This is a genomic window from Fulvivirga sedimenti (assembly GCF_020328055.1).
Map to the genome: position 1 here is coordinate 52,360 of NZ_JAIXNE010000010.1, position 24,306 is coordinate 76,665.

At 46.5% G+C, this 24,306-nt stretch carries 12 protein-coding genes; 2 read left to right on the forward strand and 10 right to left on the reverse strand.

Going from position 1 to position 24,306, the window contains the following annotated elements; translation table 11 throughout:
* Nucleotides 1–3: 3 nt before the first annotated feature.
* The 9 genes from LDX50_RS30185 to LDX50_RS30225 form a co-directional block, all read right to left on the reverse strand.
* On the reverse strand, nt 4–1,350 hold the full coding sequence (locus tag LDX50_RS30185; protein ID WP_225700038.1) for a vanadium-dependent haloperoxidase: 1,347 nt from the start codon (nt 1,348–1,350) through the stop codon (nt 4–6).
* Nucleotides 1,351–1,454: 104 nt separating this feature from the next.
* Nucleotides 1,455–4,712: a VCBS repeat-containing protein gene (locus tag LDX50_RS30190; RefSeq protein ID WP_225700039.1), complete on the reverse strand. Its 3,258-nt coding sequence runs from the start codon at nt 4,710–4,712 to the stop codon at nt 1,455–1,457.
* Complete coding sequence (locus LDX50_RS30195; RefSeq protein WP_225700040.1) at nt 4,696–8,010, reverse strand: VCBS repeat-containing protein; 3,315 nt, start codon at nt 8,008–8,010, stop codon at nt 4,696–4,698. Before LDX50_RS30195 ends, LDX50_RS30190 begins: the two co-directional genes overlap by 17 nt.
* Complete coding sequence (locus tag LDX50_RS30200; protein ID WP_225700041.1) at nt 8,003–8,575, reverse strand: hypothetical protein; 573 nt, start codon at nt 8,573–8,575, stop codon at nt 8,003–8,005. Before LDX50_RS30200 ends, LDX50_RS30195 begins: the two co-directional genes overlap by 8 nt.
* Nucleotides 8,575–11,913 carry a VCBS repeat-containing protein gene (locus tag LDX50_RS30205; RefSeq protein ID WP_225700042.1) on the reverse strand — a complete coding sequence of 1,113 codons (3,339 nt, stop codon included), beginning with the start codon at nt 11,911–11,913 and terminating at the stop codon, nt 8,575–8,577. The genes LDX50_RS30200 and LDX50_RS30205 overlap by 1 nt, the downstream gene beginning before the upstream one ends.
* Nucleotides 11,914–11,977: 64 nt before the next feature.
* Nucleotides 11,978–13,468, reverse strand: a complete 1,491-nt coding sequence (locus tag LDX50_RS30210) for a RagB/SusD family nutrient uptake outer membrane protein (RefSeq protein WP_225700043.1) — start codon at nt 13,466–13,468, stop codon at nt 11,978–11,980.
* Nucleotides 13,469–13,482: 14 nt separating this feature from the next.
* The gene (locus LDX50_RS30215; protein WP_225700044.1) at nt 13,483–16,464 is read right to left on the reverse strand and encodes a SusC/RagA family TonB-linked outer membrane protein; all 2,982 of its coding nucleotides are present in this window, start codon (nt 16,462–16,464) and stop codon (nt 13,483–13,485) included.
* Between the two features lie 269 nt (nt 16,465–16,733).
* On the reverse strand, nt 16,734–20,381 hold the full coding sequence (locus LDX50_RS30220) for a DUF4961 domain-containing protein (protein ID WP_225700045.1): 3,648 nt from the start codon (nt 20,379–20,381) through the stop codon (nt 16,734–16,736).
* A 64-nt stretch (nt 20,382–20,445) separates the two neighbouring features.
* Nucleotides 20,446–21,177 carry a cadherin repeat domain-containing protein gene (locus LDX50_RS30225; RefSeq protein WP_225700046.1) on the reverse strand — a complete coding sequence of 244 codons (732 nt, stop codon included), beginning with the start codon at nt 21,175–21,177 and terminating at the stop codon, nt 20,446–20,448.
* A 310-nt stretch (nt 21,178–21,487) separates the two neighbouring features.
* On the opposite strand from LDX50_RS30225, the gene LDX50_RS30230 reads away from it, so the two are divergent.
* A complete protein-coding gene (locus LDX50_RS30230) occupies nt 21,488–22,525 on the forward strand; it encodes a LacI family DNA-binding transcriptional regulator (protein WP_225700047.1) in 1,038 nt (345 codons plus the stop codon).
* Between the two features lies 1 nt (nt 22,526).
* Here the strand turns inward: LDX50_RS30230 and LDX50_RS30235 are convergent, their stop codons facing one another.
* A complete protein-coding gene (locus LDX50_RS30235) occupies nt 22,527–23,216 on the reverse strand; it encodes an SDR family NAD(P)-dependent oxidoreductase (protein ID WP_225700048.1) in 690 nt (229 codons plus the stop codon).
* A gap of 67 nt (nt 23,217–23,283) precedes the next feature.
* Between LDX50_RS30235 and LDX50_RS30240 the strand changes: the two genes are divergently transcribed.
* The gene (locus LDX50_RS30240; protein ID WP_225700049.1) at nt 23,284–24,186 is read left to right on the forward strand and encodes a YihY/virulence factor BrkB family protein; all 903 of its coding nucleotides are present in this window, start codon (nt 23,284–23,286) and stop codon (nt 24,184–24,186) included.
* Nucleotides 24,187–24,306 lie beyond the last annotated feature (120 nt).

Consider the following 24,306-nt stretch of genomic DNA (forward strand, 5'->3'; position numbering starts at 1 on the left):
TTACTATTGTACCTCCTGTTTCTTTCCGTCGGTTCTGAAGCTTAGTTTATCGACGATATAATTACCTAATGCCCGGCCTTGCTTTACGCCGTTATCAATGGCTGGCATATAGTGAATCCCTCCATAAAGCCGGCTGATTGCGGCTTCGCTTGATGCATCACGGAAAGAATCAAATTCACGCACCGGCAGGCCATATTTTGCTTCCGTGTCATCTACAAAATGAAAATTATCGCCATAAATAGAGGTCAGTGCCTCTCCTGCTGCGCCTGAAATTACACTATGTCCGCTGGTATATTCGGGAAACGGCGGGGTCTGAAGCATGGGGACCCACTCCTCATCAATATATCGGTTAATCACAGTTTCGGGGCGAATCAGGTTGCTTCTGTACTTTTCATCCCAGCAACTGATAAATCCGTCCGCCAATGCAATGGAAGTGAGCGCGTATGTCATAGTTGATTTCGCAAAATCGGCCTTTGCTGTTTCTGTGGCTATTTTTGCAATACCCATCCAGTGCCCGCCTGGCGTAATTTTTTTTGTGGCAAACATCACATGTCCGCGAACATTCATCACGTACGGGTTGCAGTCCCAGAAACTGGCAATCTCTTGTTGTTCCTCATTCAGGTTGTTGACTGTTTCGTAAACATGCATTACTTCCTGATAGAATTTACTGTCCTTGTCAGTCGAAAATTCGGTGGGTCGCTCCGGTGTGAACTGATCTGCAGAATCAATGGCAAACGGTCTGATCGAATTCCAATGGGGTTCGATGGCTTCCATATAGGCTGGCGGTGTTGGCTGCCAGGTTCCTTCCCGGTTAGAGATGGTATGCTTCATGAAGGTCCTCGATTGTTTATAATTATCTTCTGAAGACCAAAGCATTATATGCGCTGCTACGGCATCTCCGTATGCAATGGAATTATCATAAATCTCACCGGTAAGACCGTCATTTCGGATCAGCTGAAAAATACTGTCACGATAGGCAATAACCCGATCTTCAGAGAAAATCAGATTTTTACCTACCTCATTGAACGCTTCAAGTGCCGCAAGCTCAGGAATGATTTCACCCTGGGGCTGAGGTATCGGCTTAAGTCCTTTCAGCTGACCGGCAAGCGAGCGATAGGATGAATCAGATTGTGCCATTATTTCATAGGCTGCCACACTTGGATAAGCATAAATCCGGCTTGCAACCGGCGGCGAGAATATGTCATGCACGATTACATCTGTGAGGTTCTCCATTGAACCGTAGAGATATTCAAGTTTAATCACCTCCCGGCCCGTTTCTTGAGTCTCCTGGCATGCAAAAAAAAGCGTCATTAACGCCAGCATGCTGATTACCATTCTACACGTCTTCATTTCTATTCCTTTGATAAGTTTTTGTTGGTATTGTATTGATTGTTGGATATCTCTGAAAGATACGTTTTCCGCCTAAAATTACCGAAAAAAGAGTCCAGGAAATGTCATTTCGCCCAGAATATGGGTGATTTTCCCTGCTGAATAATCATGAGCAAAGAATCCCTTCCATTTAACTCCAGCATACTTTTTGCAACCCCCTGGTAGAACGGAGTATTCCAGGCTCTGGTAAAATGCATCGAGCCTTCCGAATAATTTAATTCCATAAGAGGAATCCCATCCAAAGGCCCCAGGTTTGTATTCCCTGCAAGGGAATTACCCGCCGCCAGGATACTCACCTCATCATTTTCCGCATAACTCACAAAAAAGTCATTAATACAGGTCCATTGGGCCCGATCCGGAAGCGCCTTACCAATGAATGTCAGCCCGCCTGAGTTCACGAAAGACATATGCGCAAAAGTGTCCAGTTGCCGTTCTTCCAGAACACCGCTGGCCATACCCGTTAAAATTTCCCTGATATTCCTGGCATCTGCATATGCCTTGTAGGAGGTAAATTCCTTCTTCATAGCAGGTACCTGCTTATCAAGTTCATCCTTGGATGCAAATGGGATTTCGATCCCGCTTTTATAATGAAGAATTACCGGATCCTTCTGACCGTTATCGTCAAAGTCAGCCAGCAATAATGACACTGGCTCATCAGGCGAAGTCTTCAGCGTATGATTCAATCCCATGTTCCCCGCCAGAATATCCGGTTTACCATCCTTATCCAGGTCAATTATTTCAAGGCTTCTCCACCATCCCCTGCTTTCAGGAATTTGATGCGCGATAAATTCGTCTCCATGATTTTCCATGATAGTCACCGCCATCCAGTCTCCTGCAACCACCAAATCCGGATCTCCATCACCATCCATATCTTCCCATTGGGCATCACTTACCATGCCCTTTAGCTTAAAGCCACTGAATACCTCAAACTGTAAACCACCGCGGTTCACAAGAATAATGTTTTCGGGAGCTGATCCATAGGAACCCGGGACCGACCTGGCGCCTACAAAGAGATCTGGCAACCCATCACCGTTCACATCAGCCATGCGAACAACGGAACCGTTCAGAGCCACTGCAGGAATACCTGCTACCCTCGAGAATTGCCCCTGACCATCATTGCGGAAAAGGCGATCACGCAGGAGGAAATTACCTTCAGCATACTGATTGCCACCACTCACAATGAATAAGTCCTGATCGCCATCCAGGTCTGCATCAAAAAACAACGCATCCACATCTTCATAGGGGACTTCATCCAGCCAGACCGTATTTCGCTGCAATTCAAATCCATTGGCACCGCCAATCCATAAGGTGGGCCTCACGCCATGTGCTCCTCCAATAAATACGTCATCATATGAATCGCCATTTACATCACCAACCGCAACAGCCGGTCCTTCGGATGAGAGGTTGTAGGGAATAAGGTGCTCCCGTTGGTAATCCACAAAGTTTTTGTTCTCGACTGGAACAAAATCTGACAAACCCTGCACCTCGACCTTCCTGTCCGCATGCGGACCTTCTTCAGGTAATTCATACGACTCCCCGTTACTCTGAATAAAAACAACAGTGTCAGTAGATATCTCCCTGATCGTTTGACGCGTAAAACCAGGCCAGAATATCACTACACTGTCGACAGCGGGATCATCACCAAGTCCAAAATGAATATCCTGAACAGCGCCCGACATAAATCCGTGCACAGCAGAAACTTCACGGTATTGAATTTGACCTCCGCTGTAGAGAAAGATCCTGGTACCGATACCATTAACATTCTTGTCAAGGTGTTTCAACCTGATCTTCAGGTAGTGATTATTGGTGAGTTCTTCGGTATGATTCTCCCAGATAAAAGCCTCGGCATTCACATTGTTAACGACCACATCAAGATCTCCGTCATTATCCAAATCAGTAAAAACCGAGCCGTGTGAATAGGAAGGAACAGAAACACCCCAATCGCTGGTAACATCTGTAAATATCGTCTCACCGCTGTTTCTAAAAAGATAATTTGAAATTTCTACCTGCGGCATTTTTTCTATCAGCTCTTCATCTGAGGCCTGCCTTCCCTTTCCGGCGGTGTTGGCAAAATACTGAATGTAATCAAGATCATTGGGTCTGCCGGCAATTCCATTCGTAATATAAATATCGTTCCATCCATCATTGTCAAGATCTCCGACCAGGGGAGCCCAACTCCAGTCGGTCGCAAAAATTCCCGCGAACGGTGCGATATCACTGAACTGACCATTTCCCCAGTTAAATTGCAGGCCGTTGCGAACCGATTGTGGCCCGTAGCCATATTGTGCCTTGATCGCACTAACCTCATTCCGGTCTTCGGCAGCTGATTTTCGTAAGATAACCGGGTCTGTAGGCAGCATATCAAGCGTTATAATTTCAGGAAGACCATCATTGTTAATATCACCCGCATCATTCCCCATGGAATACCGGCTCGTATGTCCGAAAGCTTCCTGTCCGCGCTCGATGAATGTACCATCGCCCTGATTTTCATAGAGATAGTCGTTCTCATGAAAATCATTGGAAACATAAATGTCAGAAAAGCCATCCTGGTTATAATCAAGAATATGTACGCCCAGGCCATATCCAATCTGACTGCTGTAAATCCCGGCCTCCTGTGTCACATCCACAAATGTGGAAGTTCCTTCATCGCTGAGGTTTCTAAAAAGCCTGTCGCCTGATTCAGGATCTTGTTCTTCACGAATGCTGGAAGGCCCATACGTATCTACACCATGAACGCTGTGATTCAGCAAATACATATCCAGGTCGCCGTCATTGTCATAATCAAAAAATGCCACCTGGGTTGAAAGCCCTGAAAAATCAAGTCCATAGGCATTTGCCTCATCCTTAAAAGTGCCATTCGTTTGATTGATATATAATTTATTTCGGCCGGTCTGGCCCTTGTAATTACCTACCTGACACACATAGATATCCAGCCAGCCGTCACCATTTACATCTGCCATAACGACACCAGTACTCCATCCATCGGATGCGAGACCTGCCTGGTCTGTTACATCGGTGAATTTCATTGCACCTTTATTCAGGTAGAGTTTGTTTGAACCCTGGTTGGAGGTGAAGAACAGATCAACCAGTCCGTCATTATTAATATCACCGGCAGCCACGCCCGCGCCGTTATAGAAATAAAGGTATTCTATGATATTCCAGTCCTCCGTGGAGACTAGTTGATTTGAAAAGCCGATTCCGCTATCCTCTGCCAGAACCCGGGTAAATTGGGTTTTTGGAAGGCTCTCCTCCCTTATTTCCCCACATGAAACAAGGAATGCCAGAAGACCGGTGAGAAAAATATAACTAAAACGAAAATACATCTGGAACATCATTATTCCGTATCACGATCAACCGACGTCCTGTAGATTTGATCAACAGAAAACCCCTGATCTCTCCCTCGACGATAAAGCCCGTCTCACGCCCGGGGATGGATTCGAATTTACCCTCACCCCGATTCATCAGCACCATACCACGGCTTCCATCATATCTGCCTGCTTCCGGTTTCGCCCGGTACTGATTGCCGCCTGCTATCAGATCAACCAACCCATCATTATCGATATCGGTAAAAATGAAAGCATATACCGGCGCAAGCTGGGCTTCCACGGGTAATGCCTTCCATGCAAATGACCCATCTCCTTTGTTTACGAGGACTGCCGAACGCAACTCCTTCACTTCTTTCTGCGTGGCAGCTTTTAGTTGTTCGGCTGAAAATATTTGTTCCACTGTCTGATCATTATAATCCTTGTATTTCAGATATCGCTTCTTTAGCCCTGGCATTTGCATCACCAACTCATGCTTCAATGCAAAAGGATATTCATTGCCGTCATCCTCCTTTTGGGCATAGATATGCTCAATAGCACCATTACGATCAAAGTCACTGATGTACAGGTGCACAGGCTTGTCGGCACTCGCCTGAAACCTTGAATTTAAACCATGATTTCCCAGAACGAAATCCATATCTCCGTCTGAATCGATATCATGCGCCTCAATCGAATTATACCAGCCCGTGTATTGATCCAGGACAGATTGCTGTTCAGACCGACGCAAGACACCACCCTCATTAACAAGGAGGACTGGAGCCATCCACTCTCCAACCATCATCAGGTCTGCATCGCCGTCGCCGTCTGTGTCTGCCCAACGGGCATCAGTTACCATGCCGATAGCAGCGAGGTCTGGCGCTTTTTCATCTGAAACATTTGTAAAGATGCCCTTCCCGTCATTTTCCAGCAGATAGGAATCCGGCGAAAGCCCATATTTAAAGGGTACGGCACGCGTCCCGATAAACAGGTCCTGATCACCATCCCCATCATAATCCGCGGCCACTACCACTGATGAGATTTCGCTCATCTGGCTGAGGAGAGGTTGCTGTGATTTCTTAAACTCACCGCTTCCATCGTTTATGTAAAGCCGGTTTTTCAGCTCAGGGGCACCGAGACTAAATTCGTTGCCGCCACTCACCACGAAGAGGTCCTGGTCGCCATCACCGTCGGCATCAAAAAACAGCGCTCCCACATCTTCACTTCCTTTATCACCATCGAATACAGATTGAACCGATAAGCTGAACTCTCCTGTTTCATTCTGAATCAGAATTACGCCGGCCTGGTCTTTGGCGCCACCCATGAATATATCTTTCAGTCCATCCCCGTTCACATCTCCCAGTGCGGCTGCGGGCCCTTCATTGGACAGCATGTGGTAAATCAGGCGGTCCCGGTCAAAATCAACAAAATTATTCTCCTGATGCTGAAACGGAATGGATCCTGACTCACTTGTGAACATCTTTGGTGAGATCGTTTTTGCGTACTGATAAGTAGCCCCGGCATCTTTCTGAAATAATTCAATTGACTGATTGGCAGCAACCTGGTTCAGCACCGTCAGCCGGTCATCAGGCCAGATGATCTGGAGTTCTGAGATAATTGTGTCTCCTCCGAGGCCGATATGCAGCACCGGGTCTACCGAAGATTCGAAGCCTCGCGTCGGTTGTTGTTCCATATACAAAGCCCCTGAACTAAGCTGTCCGATAATGCGCGTACCGACTGCATCCGTATTTTTTCCTTCACCATGGAGCCTGAGCCGGAGATAATTACTATTTGGAACTGCCTCGGTGGCCCGGTTTCGGAATACACCTGCAACAGCATTTACATTATTCACCACCAGGTCCAGATCGCCGTCATTATCAAGATCTCCATAGGCAGATCCGTTGGAATGAACCGGTTCACCCAGACCCCACTGATCAGCCATATTCGTAAATGAAAGGTCACCGTTGTTACGAAATGCATAATTTGAAACAGGGTTAATCGGAATAGGATCGATCAGGCCCTTATAATCCACGCCCTCCTCAGTAATTATTTTTCTCTTGGTCTCATCGTCCTGAATAAAATTCAGATAGTCGAGATCGGTTATATCCTGATAGATGCCATTGGCTACGAAGATATCCTTAAACCCATCATTATCCATGTCGAAAATCAAGGCCCCCCAGCTCCAGTCGGTCGCTTCAACTCCGGCAAGCCGACCTACTTCAGTGAAAGTTCCATCGCCATTGTTAAGATGGAGCATGTTCCTGGTAAACTGATAATGATACTTGTTTTGAACATTGTACATCAGCTTATCCCAGTTCTCAAATGTAGTTACCTGTTTAAGGCGTTCAATGGACTCAGGAAGCATGTCGGTGACAAAAATGTCCATGTATCCATCATTATTGACGTCGGCCATATCTGCACCCATAGATGCGGCACTGATGGATTTCATAGCATCTTCAAGTTGCTCGGTAAAGGTCCCGTCTCCGTTGTTTATGTAGAGGTAATCCCGTTCAAAGAAGTCGTTGGAAATGAATATATCCTGCCAGCCGTCACGGTTCACATCTCCTACGGTTACTCCAAGTCCAAAACCAATAATGCTTCCATAGATTCCGGCTTCTTCACTTACGTCGGTGAAAACATCGCCATCGTTCCTGAAAAGTTTGTCACCTCCTACCGGATCCCGCTCAGGCCGTTTATTTTGCATCAGGTTAAAACTACCGATTGCCTGGTAGGAATTGTTCAGCAGATAGACGTCCAGGTCCCCGTCCTTGTCATAATCAAAAAACGCTGCGTGTGTGCTGAAACCGTTATCGGCAAGGCCGTATTCCTGGCCCTTTTCGGTAAAGGTTCCATCTCCATTGTTAATGAAAAGTTCATTTTCCTTATTATCTCCCTGAATATCACCCGAATTACAAATATAGATATCGAGCCAGCCGTCGCCGTTTATATCGGCCATACTCACACCTGTACTCCATGCCCGGTTTCCGGCGACACCCGCTTTGTCGGTCACATCTTCAAACTGAAAATTTCCCTTATTCAGATATAACTTATTGGAAACCAGGTTTCCGGTGAGATAAATATCAATGAGACCGTCATTATTCACATCGCCCAATGCAACCCCACCACCGTTATAATAATTTCGATATGTGTAAATGTTGAACTCCTCATTGAAAGTGAGCTCATTCTTAAAATCTATGCCGGACTCTTCCGATGAAACCTGCACAAATAACGGTTCTTCCGGTACAGCCACTTTATCGGAAACATCCTCCGTACATGCATAACATGCAATTAAGGATACGAAAATTACTAATCGTCTACCCATCCTTCTCCTTCATTTTTCCATTTGTCATATCGGAAATATCCATCGCCACCACGGACACATCCCGCTTGAAAATCCGGATTCTCCGGTTTCCATCTACCTTCACCCAGACGCTTCTTGCCCCTTCCGGGTCTTCCAGAAATACAAATCCCTCACCATACCAATCCTCCATGAGATCCTTAACATCCAGCAAGAGCGAGTCCGATGATGTAGTCTTATCCCACGGGGCGTAGGCTTTGTAAACGAATTCAACCGGCATATTGTAAATTGCATTTTGCTGATCAAACTGCGGATAGAATCTCATGAAGGCAGGGAAATCCAATTCATCGTCCAGGAAATATTCGACAGACAAATTACTCGGTCCCTGTATGAGGAGACCCTGTTTGTTCATGTCCCAGCAACTGGCGTAAAAGTCCTTCTGGCTCATCCCGAAGTGAAACCCCAGAAACAAACTGTCGTTTCGAACCTCTGAAGCCAGTTCCCGCTCCAGCATTACCTGGTATTCACTTTTTGGTGTACAGGCCGCAACGGCAAGTAAGAGTATTCCTATTAGTTTTGCCTTCATCATTACTCAATTTCCCAAATCTTAATGCGGTCATTGTTTCTCACCGCAATTACACAATCTTTTCCTCTGATCTTCAATTTTATCAAATTTCTAATCTCTCCCCGAATCCAGAAACCAGATTCCTGATGAGGAACATAGGTTATGGCAGTATCACCTCCTGAAGTAAAACAAACACCGTAGGAAGCATTATAAATTCCTAATTCCGGTTTCACGCGGGTTTGATTTCCCCCCAAAAATAAGCTTACATTCTCACTTGCCGCAGAGACGACCGGCAGAATTGCATAAACCGGACTCAATTGTGCCTGCCAGGGCAATTTCATTACGTAGCCATTTCCACCATCATTCATCCAGACAAAGCTCTCCAGTTCTTCAGCCTTCAGTACCAGCTCATCTGACTTTTCCATACCTTGCAATACCTCGGCAGTGGAAGCGTTTTTATAAGCATCGAAGGTCTGAAATTTTTTGCGAAGCGAAGGAAGCTGCTTAGAAATATCCTGCAATAAATTGAGCGGATACAAGGTATCAGCCTCATAGACCGATAGTATATGATCGAGCCGTCCATTCCCGTCATAATCGGCAATATTCCAGGTAAGCGGACTACCTTTCGACGCCTTGAGACGTGTATTCGAACCATAATTACCAAATACCAGATCCATTCGTCCGTCGAGGTTAATGTCGGCGGCAGAGACAGACTTATATAATCCTGAAGGCAACGTTTCCAGCAAATCCGTTTCTTCAAACCGGTCACCGTTCCATTCAAAGGTTCGCGGCTTCATCCATTCACCCGTCATCACAATTTCCGGTTTGCCATTGGCATTCAAATCTTCGTATACAGCGCCCGTTAGCAATCCTAAGCTCGCAAATTCCGGAGCCACCTCTTTAGTAACATCCCTGAAATTTCCGTTTCCCTCATTCCTGAAAACATGGGCGCTTCCCGGCACACCATATTTGAAAGGGATCATCCGCGTTCCTGTGATGATATCAGTATCGCCGTCGGAATCATAATCTATTGCCAGTACAAAGCCGGTTGCCTCAGCGGGTGCGATTGTAAAAGTACCGGACCGGGAGAAGCCGCCATTGCCGTCGTTCAGATAAATCCGGTCCTTTAACAGGAAATCCCCGAAGGAAAATTCATTCCCCCCACCCGCTACATAAATGTCCTCATCCCCGTCATTTTCGGCGTCAAACACAACGATTTCAACGTCTTCGGTTAAGCGGTCCTGCTCAAAAACCTCGGAAGGGATTCTTTCAAACGAGCCATCCTCATTCTGCAGATAAACGGACAGGGCTTCGCCGGAAGAACCTCCCAGGATAAAGTCATCCAGGCCATCCCCGTTCAGGTCTCCTGCTGCACTACCCGGACCTTCATTCGAATACATTTCATACAATAGTCTGTCCCGGTTGAAGTCACTGAAATTATTTTCATGATGCTCAACATCAGCAAGACCATCAACAGAAACAGCATTCAGCATCCTTGCTTGTTTTTCCGGGATAGTTGGAGGCGCAAACAGCAAATACTCCCTGTACTCCAGGGTGATATGACGATTGGTTTCAACTTTGACCATGGTATCCTTCTTTCCGTCTGGCCAAAGGATGATCAGCGAATCAAGGATTTCATGTTTCCCAAGACCCATGTGAACCCGGGGATCCATCGATGACATATAGCCCTTTACAGGATATTGTTCAGCAAAAAACACCTGTCCCCCGGCGTAGGCGTATATCTGTGTCCCGAATGCCGCTGAATTTGCAGGAGAGCCAAGCAGCTGAATTTGCAGAAAGTGATTGGTGGTATCCAGATTGCGGTAGATCGAGGCAACTTCATTGATGTTGTTCAGGATGAGATCCAATGCACCATCGTTGTCAAGGTCTGCATACACTGCTCCATTAGAAAATCCCTTTTGGTCAATTCCCGAGACAACAGCCTGCTCGGTAAACTTCATGTCCCCCTGGTTCAGGAATAGAAAATTATTGAGGGGAACGGACGGTATCTTGTCGATCAGGGTTGTAAGTAATGTACTGTCCTGTTTATGCCGTGATATCAGAATTTCATTATTCGAATAGAAATTCACATAATCCTGATCCGTAAGATCTTTATAAATTCCATTCGCCACGAAAATATCCCTGTACCCGTTATTGTCTGCATCAAAAAGCAGCGCGCCCCAGCTCCAGTCGGTAGCATGCGTGCCCGTCAGCCTGCTCACCTCGCTAAAGAACACCCGGTTTTCATTTCCAGGGATTGGCCCGTTGTTAATCTGAAAAGCATTTCGGGTGAATTGATGAAAATACCCGTTCGCGACATCAGCCTGGTATTTATCCCAGTCCTCAAACAAAGTTTTAGTTTTCACTCGTTGTAGAGATGCCGGCAACATCTCGCTCACATAAATATCCGGATAGGTATCGTTATTGAGATCGGCGATATCTGCGCCCATTGATCCCATGCTGATCTCATTCATGTATTCAGTAAGTCCTTCCTCAAAGGTTCCATCTCCCCTGTTGATGTACAGGTAATCACGTTCGAAGAAGTCATTAGAGACAAATATATCCGGCCACAGGTCCTTATTCACATCGGCAATGGTTACTCCAAGTCCGAACCCGATGGCACTTCCATAAATTCCCGCTTGTTCACTGACATCGGTGAACCGCTCGCCGTCATTCCGGTAAAGTTTATTGCCTCCCTCCGGATCCCTGATTTCACGCTGATGGTCCCTGAGATCATAGATCCCAATGGATCTCAGGGAATTATTGAGCAGATACATATCAAGATCACCGTCGCGGTCATAGTCAAAGAAAGCTGCATGATTGGATAATCCTTTATCGGCAACACCATATTCGTGCGCCATCTCGGTAAAGGTGAGATCACCGTTATTGATGAACAATTCGTTATTCCGGTTGGGTGTGTCAGGGGGTCCCGACTTGCAGACATAAATATCCAAAAGACCGTCACCATTCACATCGGCCATGCTTACGCCGGTCGACCAGACCTGCGGGCAAGCCAGGCCTGCCGTTTCTGTGATGTCTTCAAAGGTAAAATTACCCTTGTTGAGGTAGAGTTTATTATCGACCTGATTTCCTGCGAAATACAGATCCATCAGACCGTCGTTGTTGATATCACCGACGGCTACACCCGCACCATTGTAAAAGTTCCGATAGGTGTAGGTATTAATACGTTCATTATGCTGAAGGGTATTCGCGAAATTAATACCGCTTTGGGAGGCGGGTATCGCCTGAAAAATGGGTTTAGGATGGGACAAACGCTCTTCAGCCTTTTGTCCGGTACATGCAGCGATGAGTGCCGGAAGAATGAATATCATGAACCTCACGACCTTTCTCTCACACATCATGGTATAAAGATAAAAAGAAAGCATGCTTTCACATGCTTTCTTTAATCACATTATAATGTATCTACTAGTTGTATCCAGGGTTCTGCTCCAGGTTCTGGTTACGCTGCAGCTGAGGCAACGGAATCGGGAAAATATTTACCGAAGCATTTGAAGCAGGCTTCTCCCACCATGGATCATTGTATTTTCCAAAACGGATCAGATCTGATCTTCTGTAACCTTCCGCGAACATTTCACGACCGCGTTCAGCCAACAGATTGTCGGCATTCAGGCTGGCCAATGGAGCGATACCTGCACGGGCACGCACCTGGTTCACAAAATCAACGGCACTTCCATCACCCTGTCTCCACTTTGCTTCTGCATGCATCAATAATACATCCGAATAACGGAAGATTGGGAAGTCATTGCTCAGGCTTTGCTGTGCACCTGTCGCAAACTCCCATTTTCCTACACGAACACCTGCCTGACGGAACGCTCCGGGAGCCAGCATGTTGATTTCAGGAGTGAAATTCAACGCAGGTCCATCCGGGTCGTTCGGCTCGGCACTAAGGTCAATCAAAGGCTCTCCACTCGAGGAGAACTGAGGACCTTCAAGGAACGAGTCGATACGTTCGTCATCTTCGTCGAATGAATTGTAGAAGTCCTCCAAGGAACTGTAGCCATTCCAGGGCTGCTCCTGCAGGTTGTACGTGTTCTGGCTCAGATAGTGGAGTGTCATTTGTCCGAGGTTAAATCCTCCCGCATTATCCTGATCATAGTTGATCACGAAAATGTTCTCCACAGAACCAGCGTTATCTGTCACGAAGTTTGCAAAGAAATCCGATTCAAGGCTGTAAACACCACCCGAAATAATCGCCTGAGTTGCCTCTTCAGCATCAGCCCAGCGAGCCGTTCCGGTGTACACTTCAGCATTCAGGTATAACTTCGCCAGGATCATCTGACCTACGTAGTAATTTACGCGGGTGTACGTACGCTCCTGTGCAAGGAAAGGTAAACTTGCCGTTACTTCACTTTCAATAAAGTTGAAGATCTCCTGACGTGAATTGGTAGGTGGTGACGGGTTGTCATCTGTTTCCAGAATGATAGGAACATTACCATAGGCATCAATTAACCAGAGATAAACAAGAGCACGAAGCGTACGCAATTCGGCGCTCAGTGCTTCGCTTTCGCCAAACTGACGAAGGAGCGTGTTAACCTGTCCGATCGCACCGAAGCAGTAGCCCCAGGCGTTGTTGATTGATTCCTCACTCGGGGTATATTCATGTCGGTGCATGCGGATCCACTGTCCGCCATCTTCCCAGTCCGGTCCTTTTTGGGTGATAACCATTTCATCTGATGCTACTTCATGCATAGACCACAATGAGTTATGTCCACCCCAGGTACCACGGATAGGTGAATACGCTGATTTTGCCAATGAGGCAAGAACATCCGGGTCTGTCGACGATAGTACAACATCCCTTGGAATGCTTGAAAAGACTTCCTGATCAGGCTCAATACATGATGTACTCACCATGGTCAGGGAGGCTATAAAGGCTGAATAATAAATTAATTTTTTCATAATTCCGTTATCAATTATTTAAGACTTGCTACTACACCAAAGGTGAACGAACGTACAGTAAAGTAAGTACCTCGTCTCTCAATACCAGGAGCAAGGTTTGTCTGGAAACCATCTCCGTTCTCTGTGTCAGTTGGTCGGAATTCGGGGTCGATACCAGAATAGTTGGTTATGGTAAACAGGTTCTGACCTGCCACATACAGGCGGATCTTAGAAAATGCAGAACTTCCAACTCCAAAGTTATATCCAATCTGAGCGTTATCCAGTCTCAGGAATGACGCATCTTCCACATACAGTGATGAAAATGTAGGAGTTGCAACAATTCTTGGATCAGCTTTATCGGTATTTACGAAGTTCCAGGTTTTGTTATCCTGACGTGATTCGTAGAAGTTACGATATGAGTTGATCAGATCATGACCGAACACTCCGCGAAGGAAGAAGTTCAAATCCCACTTACCCCAGTTGAATGTGTTGGCAAAACCAAGTTCAAAATTCGGCAATCCATTACCTAACTTCTCATGGTTATCAGGATCGTTGATGTCTGCAGAAAGTACATACTGTCCGTTTTCATCAACACCAAGGTAGCGCGGTCCGTAGATATCACCTACCAGTTCACCAGGGATGTTACGAATTGGAACAGTGTTGTTCTGTCCGGGAGATCCCAGGTTACCCAGGCGAAGTTCAGGAATACCGATATCCTCAGTCAGCTGAAGGCTTTCGATTTTCGTCTTCTGGTAGTACCAGGTCATGTTGAATGAAGGCGTCCAGGAAACAGGTCCGAGACGAACACCGTTGTATGATGTGGCAAATTCAAGACCACCGGCAGTAAGCTCACCAATGTTCGCCCATGCAAATCCTACCACGGCACTTTCACCTGGCTCAAAAGGGTTTGCAGCACCGGCAGAAATATTCAGACCATAAAGAAGGTCGCTGATATTTCGTGTATACCAGTCAATGGAACCTGTCCAGCGATCGTCAAACAATCCAAAGTCAACACCCACGTTGATCTCTTTCTTCACTTCCCATTTCAAGCCTGGGTTCGGGTCACGCTGCTGCTGTGGAACAACAAACAGGTCACCATTTGTATCCGGATCTTCATCCAGATCCACACGTCCACCCGGTCCCCATACAGGGAGTGCTAAATCTGCAGCTGGAGGCAATTGTCCTGTCACACCGTAAGAAGCTCTAAGTTTCAAGGTACTAACAGGTCCAAGGTCAAAAAGGTTTGTCAGTTCCGAACCGATACTTACGGCGGGGAAATAACCTGTCTTTTCATTCTCACCAAATCCACTCCATGATTCACCGCGAAGGGAAGCAGAAAGGAAGAAGGTGTTATCGTAATTGAAGTTCAATCTGGCAAATGCGGAGTTCAGTGTGTTCTTGTTTCTGTAGCTGAACAACTCGGTATTTCCGCCATCACGAATAGATGAGAAAGAAAGGTTGTCAGCACCCTGGAAATCAAACAGGAAGTTTCTCGCCATTACCGCGAAACCATCATCCTTTCGGATCTGGGTTTCAGCACCCACAAGTGCGGTGAAATCCAGTTTATCGATCAACTCAGTGTTGAACTGTGCTGTTCCCGTGAGGATTTCATTAAATGAAGCATACTGCTGCTTGCGTGCACGTCCGCCGGATCCAAATCCGGAAGCGAAATCCTGCTTCGACCAGTAAGCGTTATTAACTCCGCGTAAACGATCCTGTCCGTAGTTAACGGCCAGCGTAAGGTTAGGAAGAAGATCATACTCTACTCTACCATTCAGGAGGATGTTAGTACGATCACCTGAAAAATCCTGCTGATTTACCAATGCAACCGGATTGTAGAAATCAAACAGGTCACGCTGGAAATACGGACCATAGTCCTGGATACGACCGGCATTAGCCTCATCTTCAAAAATTGGTGCGGTAGGATTGTAAATGATCGCATATCGGAACGCCTCGTTATTGATATTCTGATCGTTGCGCTCATTGTATGAAGCGTTCACGCTCAATCTCAGTTTGCCGTCAAGCGCGTTCTGATTCAACTGAAGACGTGTGTTGATACGCTCAAATCCGGTGTTAACCGCAACCCCTTCGTTATTTCTGTAGTTGATTGAAGCACGGTAAGATGAGTTGCTTGAGGATGATCCTCCGAATGCAAGGTTACCGGTGTATGAAACACCAGTACGGGTAAGTTCATCAATCCAATCCGTACTACCGCCAAAGTCAGTTCCACCTTCAGCAAGGTATTGCTCGGCTGAGAGGATGTCAATGGTATTAGCTACATTATCAACAGTTACATAACCTGTAAAGTCCACAAAAGAAGTTTCTCCGGCTCCTTTTCCTGATTTTGTCGTAACAAGGATAACACCGGCAGATCCACGTGCTCCGTAGATCGCAGCAGCTGAACCATCTTTCAGAACGTCAATGGTAGCAATGTCATTAGGATCCAGGTTATCAAGGCTTGCACCAATTACACCGTCAATTACCACGAGCGGAGATGTGTTTGCTCCAAACGTGGAAAGACCGCGAAGACGTACGTTAAACCCGCTGTTCGGGTTACCGCCTGCCCGTGTAATGGAAAGACCTGCTACCTTACCCTGAATTAGCTGGGCAGGGTCTGTAACGTTACCAGTGTTAAAATCCTCAGCACCCACACTGGCTACTGCACTGGTTATTTCCTTTTTTTCCTGGGTTCCGTATCCAACAACCACAACTTCGGAAAGCTGTGTCACATCGGGCGCCATTTGAACATCGATGGAAGTCCGGCCACCAACAGCCGTTTCCTGCGCCAGATAACCAACGAACGAGAATACAAGGACTGCATCCCCGCTTACCCTGAGGGTATAATTTCCGTCAATGTCGGTCACCGTACCGTTAGTAGTACCTTTCTCCAGAATGTTCACTCCTGGTAAAGCACTACCATCTTCAGCATCGGTAACTCGACCCGTCACTGTTTGCTGCGCCATCAACATCCCGGAGGAAATCAACGCCACACCAAGTAATAGTAAAAACTTCTTCATAAGGGTTTTATTAGAGTGAGAATTACAAATTAATCTTAGTAGTTAACAATTAATTCAATTACCAATTATACTAATTTAATAGACTTAACAACAATATTGATCACCATAAATTCACGAAAACGTCTCCGCAAACGTTTGCAACCATTACAGTACAATCGTGTTTTTCCGTTATTCCTAAAATATAAGCAGAAATCAAGAGTTTCAGTCCTTTTCATTTACCAAATTTCAATCAAACACATGGTCAAATTTGAAATATGTCAATAAACCAATCACCGTTTTATGCTCAATTTTCGCACATATGAACCTCCCCGATCGTCGGTTATCACCAGCAAATAGACTCCTTCCCGAAGCGCCGCCACATTCAGCTTTGTTTCCGTAAAATTTGAAATTTCCCGGTATACCAGCGTTCGACCCTGAAGGTCGGAAATCATCACAGCTGTGAGGCTTCGGTCCTTCATCTGAACCCGCACCAGGTCGCTAGCCGGATTGGGATATATCCAATCTGATCTGCCTTGTTCTTGCTCGATCCCGACAACGGTATCCGTATTCGGAACATCCACATAGATATCGCCATTCCCGGCAACAAAATAACCTTCGTAATTGCCGGCTTCCAGTGCCGATTTTACTGAGCCATCGGCATTTCTGAAAACCATTGCCAGCCAGTATGCCTGCTGATTACCTGTAAGTGAGTAATAGCTTTTGGGAGTCAGCGTGATCTGCCACTTACCCGGTTCTCCCGGCACAGCGGTCATTTGTCCGACACCATTATCGACACCCCACTCCCCCACAACACGGGTCCAGTCACTTCCCACGGGCACACTTTTATCGGTAAGCACCACGCCTGAATGCATGTAGACCTTTGAAGCACCTGCAAGAGCACCTGAACCAAATCGGGCGTCATAGGTGATGGTTATCTGATCTGTCTGTGAGAAATCAGCGGGGGAAACCGTCAGGGCATCGCCTTGCGGCAAAACGGAAAGGAATATATCCGATCCCCTGAATCCCTTCCCGAGTAACGTTCCATTTTCATTCCGAAAATACATTCCCAGTCGGAAAATGATCTCTGAGGCGTCCAGCCCATAGTAATCTGATGGAGTGAGCGTTATTTCCCAAACATCTGTCTCACCTGATACCGGCGTCATTTCTGCCGAGGCATCGTTCACGATGTTGCTCAGGTCCTGACTTGCGCCACTCTCCTTCACAACCCCCGAATACATGAATACTTTAGATGCTCCGATAAGACCACCGGTTCCTGCCGGGTTTGCCTTTTTGGCATCAAAGCGAATGGTGATTTCCGTGTCCTTTGTAAACGGATCAGGAGAAACTGTAACAGGCACCTGGAAAGTTTCCACGGCATCTGCAAACCCGTTGGAGAGTTTCTGGTTGGTATAAACATGAAATTCACCTGGCTGCAATGTTATCGACTGACTGGTAGTATTTACCTGGTATTCATCACCGCTGAAGTAGTCAAACCATGTTCCGGTACTGGTAAAATTAGCCGTCATCGTTACCGGCGAAAGATCGTAGTTTCCTACGATCACAAAATCATTAACCGTTCCGTCGATGACGATCTGCCGGTCTGCTCCTGCTACATCAATGGTGTACTGGGCGTTTCTGATCTGATCGGCATATTCGTTTCGAAGGCTTAGGATACCGCCAAATACATCGTAGACGTATTGACGTAACGGATCTTCATAATACCCAAGATTCCCGCTTCCCCACGGAAGGGGTTTCGGATCAAGCCGGTTGATGCCATTCGGGCCGTTCAGAAAATAATCATACCCCAGTTCTCCAAATTGCCATACCATTTTCGGGCCCTTCAGCATGAAGAAAAAAGCCGCGTTCATTTTGAGTCGTTCCAGCAGTATCACAGAATCCTGGGTGCTGTATGCACCTGATGTTCCTCCCTGTCCGTATGCCTCATGTAATATCCGCTCCTCATCATGGCTTTCCATGTAGGATACATGGGTAGTGGCATTCGCTGCAGAAAAGTCTCCCTGGGGCCCAACAAGTGAGCTAATTGCTGAACCGTGCATGTTTCGCCAGGGCACCATACCTTCCGCAGCAAGTTCGGCTTCTTCCTGACCGGAACCAAAGTGTTCCAGTATGACATATGCTTCCGGATGATCATCCCAGATCTCACCCGCCATGCGCTTGAGGATCGCTATGCGGGATGCATCATAGGCAGACCAGGCTCCAACATCACTGCCCGTATTCACCTGCGTAAAACCCTTACTCAGGTCGAACCGGTACCCGTCAACGTGATATTCACTTAACCAGTAGTTGTTCACGCTGTCAACAAAAGCCTGGGTGAACGAACTTTCATGATTGAAATCGTAGCCTACGTTAAAAGGATGACGCGCGACGGTATTAAACCAGGGGCTTTCCGCTGTAGGCGCTCCATTGGAGAAATACATCCGTACCATCGGATTTTCTCCGAACGCGTGATTCAGAACCATATCCATGATTACAGCGATTCCCTCCGCATGTGCTGCCTGAACGAATCGCTTGAAGTCATTCTTGGTTCCGTAGTATTTGTCGACGGCAAAGAAGTAGGACGGGTTATATCCCCAGGAGATGTTTCCTTCAAACTCCATGATCGGCATCAGTTCAATTGCATTGATTCCCAATCGCCTGATATAGCTTAACGTATCGATAAGGTCATCATAGGAATGCGTTTCCAGGAAATCACGTAGCAGCAATTCATACACCATCAGATCTTCCTTCGCCGGTGGCGTCCATGAACTTTCTGTTACCGCCCAGGAAAAATCCGCCTGACCGGTTTGTAATATCGTTGCCGGACCATAGGGCTGATTGTAGGGGGCGATATTCGGAAACACGGATGCGGGTATGAAGGGATCATCATCAGGATCTGCGACTTCGTCAGCATACGGATCGCCTACCCTGATCACACCGTCAATCCAGTACTGAAATACATATTTGGTGCCGGAGGTCAGCCCGGTGAGCTCATACCAGTAATAACCGGTTGCCGGATCTCTCTTCATCAGATAGGCATTTGACGTTTGCCAGTTATTGAAATCACCAACTACATACACGAAATTCTTATTAGGTGCTTCAAGAACCAATGTCGCAGTGGTCGCTGAAGTATAGTTGATCCCCTTCAACATACCGGAGGGCATGGGTTCCTCAACAGTGGCCGGTATTACGTTAATGGAAAATGAGCGAACTGTTGAAACTTCTTCGCCATCAATGGTGGCGTTTACCCTTACGTCGACATCTCCGGAATTCACCGGCATATATCCATAAGAAATTGTGGTTCCACTCGTTACCGTCGCCACTACATTAAATCCGGATCCCTCATCTATTGCAAGAGTCATATTGGTGACTTCGGAAGAGGCAGAGGCTGCAAAATTTATAGTCTCCCCGTTATCAATAAACAATTCGCTGTTATCCGGATCGGTAATCTGAACGAAGGCGCCAAGCTCCAGGTTGATGAAAATGTCTCCGTTTGAAGCTACAGAACCCCAGCTGTAGCTACCCGGTGTGCCCGCTCCCTTCAGCGTACCATCCGGATTACGGAATACCATGGATAAACGAAAGATATTAGTACCGCCCGGGACGTTGTAATAATCACGTGCCGTAGGGGAAAGCGTAATTTCCCATTGGTCTGTTTCGCCATCCACGGCTGTCATTTGTCCGATACCATTGTCCTGCCCCCAGTCTCCGACAACATATTGCCAGTCGGTACCTGAAGGACCGTCGGTAATAACACCGGAATGCATATACACCTTACTGGCTCCCACGAGGGCGGTAGCGCCCAGTGTGGCATCGTATATAACCCTGATCTGCTGATCTCCGTTTGCTGAGGCCGGTTCGATACGAACCAATCCTTCCTGTGCCATCATTGGAAATATGACAAGGAGCAACAGGCCGGATATTAATAATAATTTCTTCATGGGTAATTCCTTAGATACAAAAAAAGCCCAGTGACGGGCTTTTTAATTTTTGGGACCGGAGTATTTAATTGAACGAATAAACTCCGGTGCAAGTGTTGATGGTAACGTCATAGGTTCCTGCGGCTACCGGGATGTTCGGACCGTCCTGAGTTCCTGTTCCGCTAGGGAAACCAGTAGATCCCCAGTTAAGTGCCCAGGCATTATCAGCTCTGAATTTAGCCTCACCATCCACAAATGTCATTGTAATTGTCCATACATATGGATTATCCGGATCCTGTGTCATGTCGGTATCAGAATCCCAGCCTGTCGGAGTTGCAGATCCGATAACACCCAGTGTTGCTACAGGAGCTGTCTGGCATTCGATTACGGTAACAATGTTAGTTACGGGAGTTGAATTTCCACCTGTATCCGTTGCTGTGAACAACAATTCGTAAACTCCGCTTGGAACCGCGGCAGCACCGCCACCATCGGTAATATCAATTGCAACATCAACTACTGCATCTCTGCCGGAGACAGCCGCACCACCACTGCGAACCTCGGCAAGAGAGGTTGTGTCGACCATGCTGTAGGAATAACTGGCAAGTGGAGTTGAAGAATGTTGTTCTGAAATACCATCCTTCAAAGTAGCCGTAAACGAGATTGGCGCTCCGCCTTCCTCAACTGCAGCAGGCACACCTGATAATGTAACATTTGGAGGTGAATCAATCAGATCAGAATCTGCGTATCCGTTATCGCATGCCTGCATAAGGCCGGCACCTATCAACAGCACAAATAAATAGTAAAACTTCTTCATCATAAGGGTTTTTTAGGGTTTAACCTGTTGCTCCAGTGAGTAACACGTTCTTTTTGCAATTATCAATTATAACAACTGTTTTTCTTCCTTCATAATAAAATTAACACAATTTTAATGGACATTCCATCGCAAACGTTTTCGGAAATTGATTTTAAATTTTTTGACGATTTTTTTCCCATATCACCAGTTTTTGTGATTGTATAATTGCTTAAAAAACATCAACGGAAGCCAATTTTACTTCCGAAAACGATTGTACCGTATGGAATCAGGGTTTAATTCTGTATTTTAGTTTCAAGTAATATTCGAAATCCCATTGAAAAGTACTCAGATCACCATAAAGGACATTGCCCGGGAATTAGGCATCTCCCCTTCTACGGTTTCCCGCGCCTTGAAGGATCATCCGGATATTAGTCCGGAAACGAAAAAGGCCGTAAACAAATTAGCTGAAGAACTTAATTACCAGCCCAACAGTATCGCTCTCAGTCTTCGGCACCGCAAGAGCAATACAATTGGTGTGATTATTCCCGAGATTGTACATTTCTTTTTTTCAACCGTGATATCAGGAATTGAAGATATCGCCTACGGCGCGGGTTACAGCGTTATCATTTCGCAATCGAATGAATCCTATGAGCGGGAAGTAATGGACACCAAGGCAATGTTCAACAACAGGGTTGATGGCATTATAGTATCCATGTCCCGGGAAACACAGGACCTGAGTCATTTTGAATCGATCCATAAACGTGGAATGCCAATGGTGTTTTTCGACAGGTCTTGTGATCTTTTCAACTGCAGCAATGTGTTGGTCGATGACATTAATGGCGGCTATCAGGCCACCTCCCATCTCATCGAGCAGGGATGCCGGAGAATTGTACACCTTCAGGGACCTTCAAGCCTCACCATCACCCGTGACCGTCATGAGGGCTACAAAAAGGCACTGGCAGAGCATAACATTCCCTATAACAAGGATTTGGTTATCAATGATGAAATGGGCAATGACGAGCAGAGCGCCAAAGATATTTTCGGCAAATTTTTCGATACTGCTTCTGAGAAACCCGATGGTGTTTTTGCCAGTACCGATATGATCGCGCTGGGAGCCATTCAGGCGCTGAAAGCACGTGGTTTGCGCGTTCCGGAAGATGTGTGCGTGGTAGGTTTCAGCAACTGGCAGTTCACGTCACTTACTGAACCGACCATCACGACCGTCGCTCAGCCGGGATTTGAGATGGGGCAGGAAGCTGCCCGATTGTTAATCCGGGAAATAGAGGCGGATGAAGACACAGTCCTTGAACCCGTTTTGAAGACGCTTAAAACAACCCTCATCATCCGGGATTCTTCCACGCGGAAAAAATAAATCAGAGCGTCCGGAGTGTAGACATTCCTCCGTCCATTCCCAACACCTGGCCTGTCATCCATGATGCATCTTCCGAAAGAAGATATGCCGTTAAACCTGCAATATCTGCAGGAGACCCTACCCTGTTCAGCGGATGCCGTTTCGCGGAATTATCCTTTCGTTCGTCAGAACTGAGCAGTCGTGATGCCATTGGTGTATCCGTTATGGAAGGTGCGATGACGTTCACACGAATTGAAGGTGCCCATTCCGCCGCCAGTGATCTGGCAAGACCTTCCACAGCACCCTTGGATGCCGCAGTGGACGTATGATACGGCATTCCCTGAGAAACCGCCACCGTACTGAACAGCACCACCGAGGAGCCTTGTCCTTTCTTCAGTAAAGGATAGGTTTGCTGCAGGGCCCGGATCGCTCCCATAACATTGATATTAAAATCTGTATCGAAATCCTCTTCCTTCAACCTGTTGAAAGGCTTAAGGTTTATGGAGCCGGGGCAATAAACCAAACCGTCAAGCGACTCAACATTCAGTTCCAGTTCATCTTCAAGGATATCCCCGGAAAGATAAGTTACACCATCGACGGGATTTGTGGGTTTATTTCTGGACGATACCCATACCCTGTCGCCTCTGTCCACTAATTTTTCTGTCACCGACTGACCGATTCCCGAAGTTCCGCCTACAACCAATATATCCATAGCTTCTTTTTTAGCATATTAACCTGTGAATGCTACTTTTGTTACCAGGCCAACAGGCTAAATGAAGATGATCAGTCGAATTTCTAAATTCTTTGAGTTAACGGGCAGAGCCTTCACCCTGCTGCAACGAAATAATCCGCTTTTAATCAGCGGCGCCACCGCATTTTTCACGGTCTTTTCCCTTCCTCCCATCATCATCCTGCTGGGAAATATATTAAGCAAGATCATTTTCCGAACGGAAGTTATTACCGAAAAGATCTATGACCAGCTGGATTCCATATTCGGCGAGGCGACCACAAATACGGTAATTCAAATTGTTGAAAACTTTCAAAGTATGGCGAGTAATCGCTGGATTACTGCTGGAGGAATACTTTTCCTGATTTTTGTTTCGACCACACTGTTTAATGTCATACAGCAGGCGATCCACCGGATGTGGAGAATTCGAACGACATCCAGTAATAATTTTATGTACCGGTTGCGCCACCGGGGTATTTCCCTATTGATCATTATCCTCGCCGGTATTCTGGTATTGGTTACTGCGATTTCAGAAACGGTTATAGCGGTTATGAAGGATTATCTTTCAGAGTTTCTCCCCGACACGATTGAACTACTCTCGAAACCTGCGAGTATTATCATCAGCCTGATTGTATACTCACTCTGGTTTGCAGGTCTTTTCCGCTATTTACCGGGTGCAAGGATGCCTGTGAAATATACACTTCAGGGAGGTTTATTCACGGCAGTATTATTTTCGCTGGGTAAATTGATTCTTACCACATTTCTCATCACGGATCGATTCGGGGCTATTTTCGGTGCCTCTGCCAGCATCCTTCTGTTGATGCTTTTCATATTTTACAGCTCCATGCTGGTGTACTTTGGGGCCGCTTTCACCTTTGTTTTGTTAAAAAACAGCGGCAAGGAATTGCCGGTGCGCAAACATTCTGAGCGGTATAAGATTACATCCGGGGGCTAAAAGACAGACCTGATCTACACACGGAGCGTACCTTCGGCACGCACATTCTTGCGACTATGTTTTTCTACACACCGAGCGTACCTTTGGCACGCCGAATACCTGATTGTGGATTCCCTGCTC

Coding starts and splice junctions, on each gene's coding strand:
- LDX50_RS30185 (WP_225700038.1), bottom strand. CDS start 1,350: ATGAAGACGTGTAGAATGGTAATCAGCATGCTGGCGTTAATGACGCTT.
- LDX50_RS30190 (WP_225700039.1), bottom strand. CDS start 4,712: ATGTATTTTCGTTTTAGTTATATTTTTCTCACCGGTCTTCTGGCATTC.
- LDX50_RS30195 (WP_225700040.1), bottom strand. CDS start 8,010: ATGGGTAGACGATTAGTAATTTTCGTATCCTTAATTGCATGTTATGCA.
- LDX50_RS30200 (WP_225700041.1), bottom strand. CDS start 8,575: ATGATGAAGGCAAAACTAATAGGAATACTCTTACTTGCCGTTGCGGCC.
- LDX50_RS30205 (WP_225700042.1), bottom strand. CDS start 11,913: ATGATGTGTGAGAGAAAGGTCGTGAGGTTCATGATATTCATTCTTCCG.
- LDX50_RS30210 (WP_225700043.1), bottom strand. CDS start 13,468: ATGAAAAAATTAATTTATTATTCAGCCTTTATAGCCTCCCTGACCATG.
- LDX50_RS30215 (WP_225700044.1), bottom strand. CDS start 16,464: ATGAAGAAGTTTTTACTATTACTTGGTGTGGCGTTGATTTCCTCCGGG.
- LDX50_RS30220 (WP_225700045.1), bottom strand. CDS start 20,381: ATGAAGAAATTATTATTAATATCCGGCCTGTTGCTCCTTGTCATATTT.
- LDX50_RS30225 (WP_225700046.1), bottom strand. CDS start 21,177: ATGATGAAGAAGTTTTACTATTTATTTGTGCTGTTGATAGGTGCCGGC.
- LDX50_RS30235 (WP_225700048.1), bottom strand. CDS start 23,216: ATGGATATATTGGTTGTAGGCGGAACTTCGGGAATCGGTCAGTCGGTG.
- LDX50_RS30240 (WP_225700049.1), top strand. CDS start 23,284: ATGATCAGTCGAATTTCTAAATTCTTTGAGTTAACGGGCAGAGCCTTC.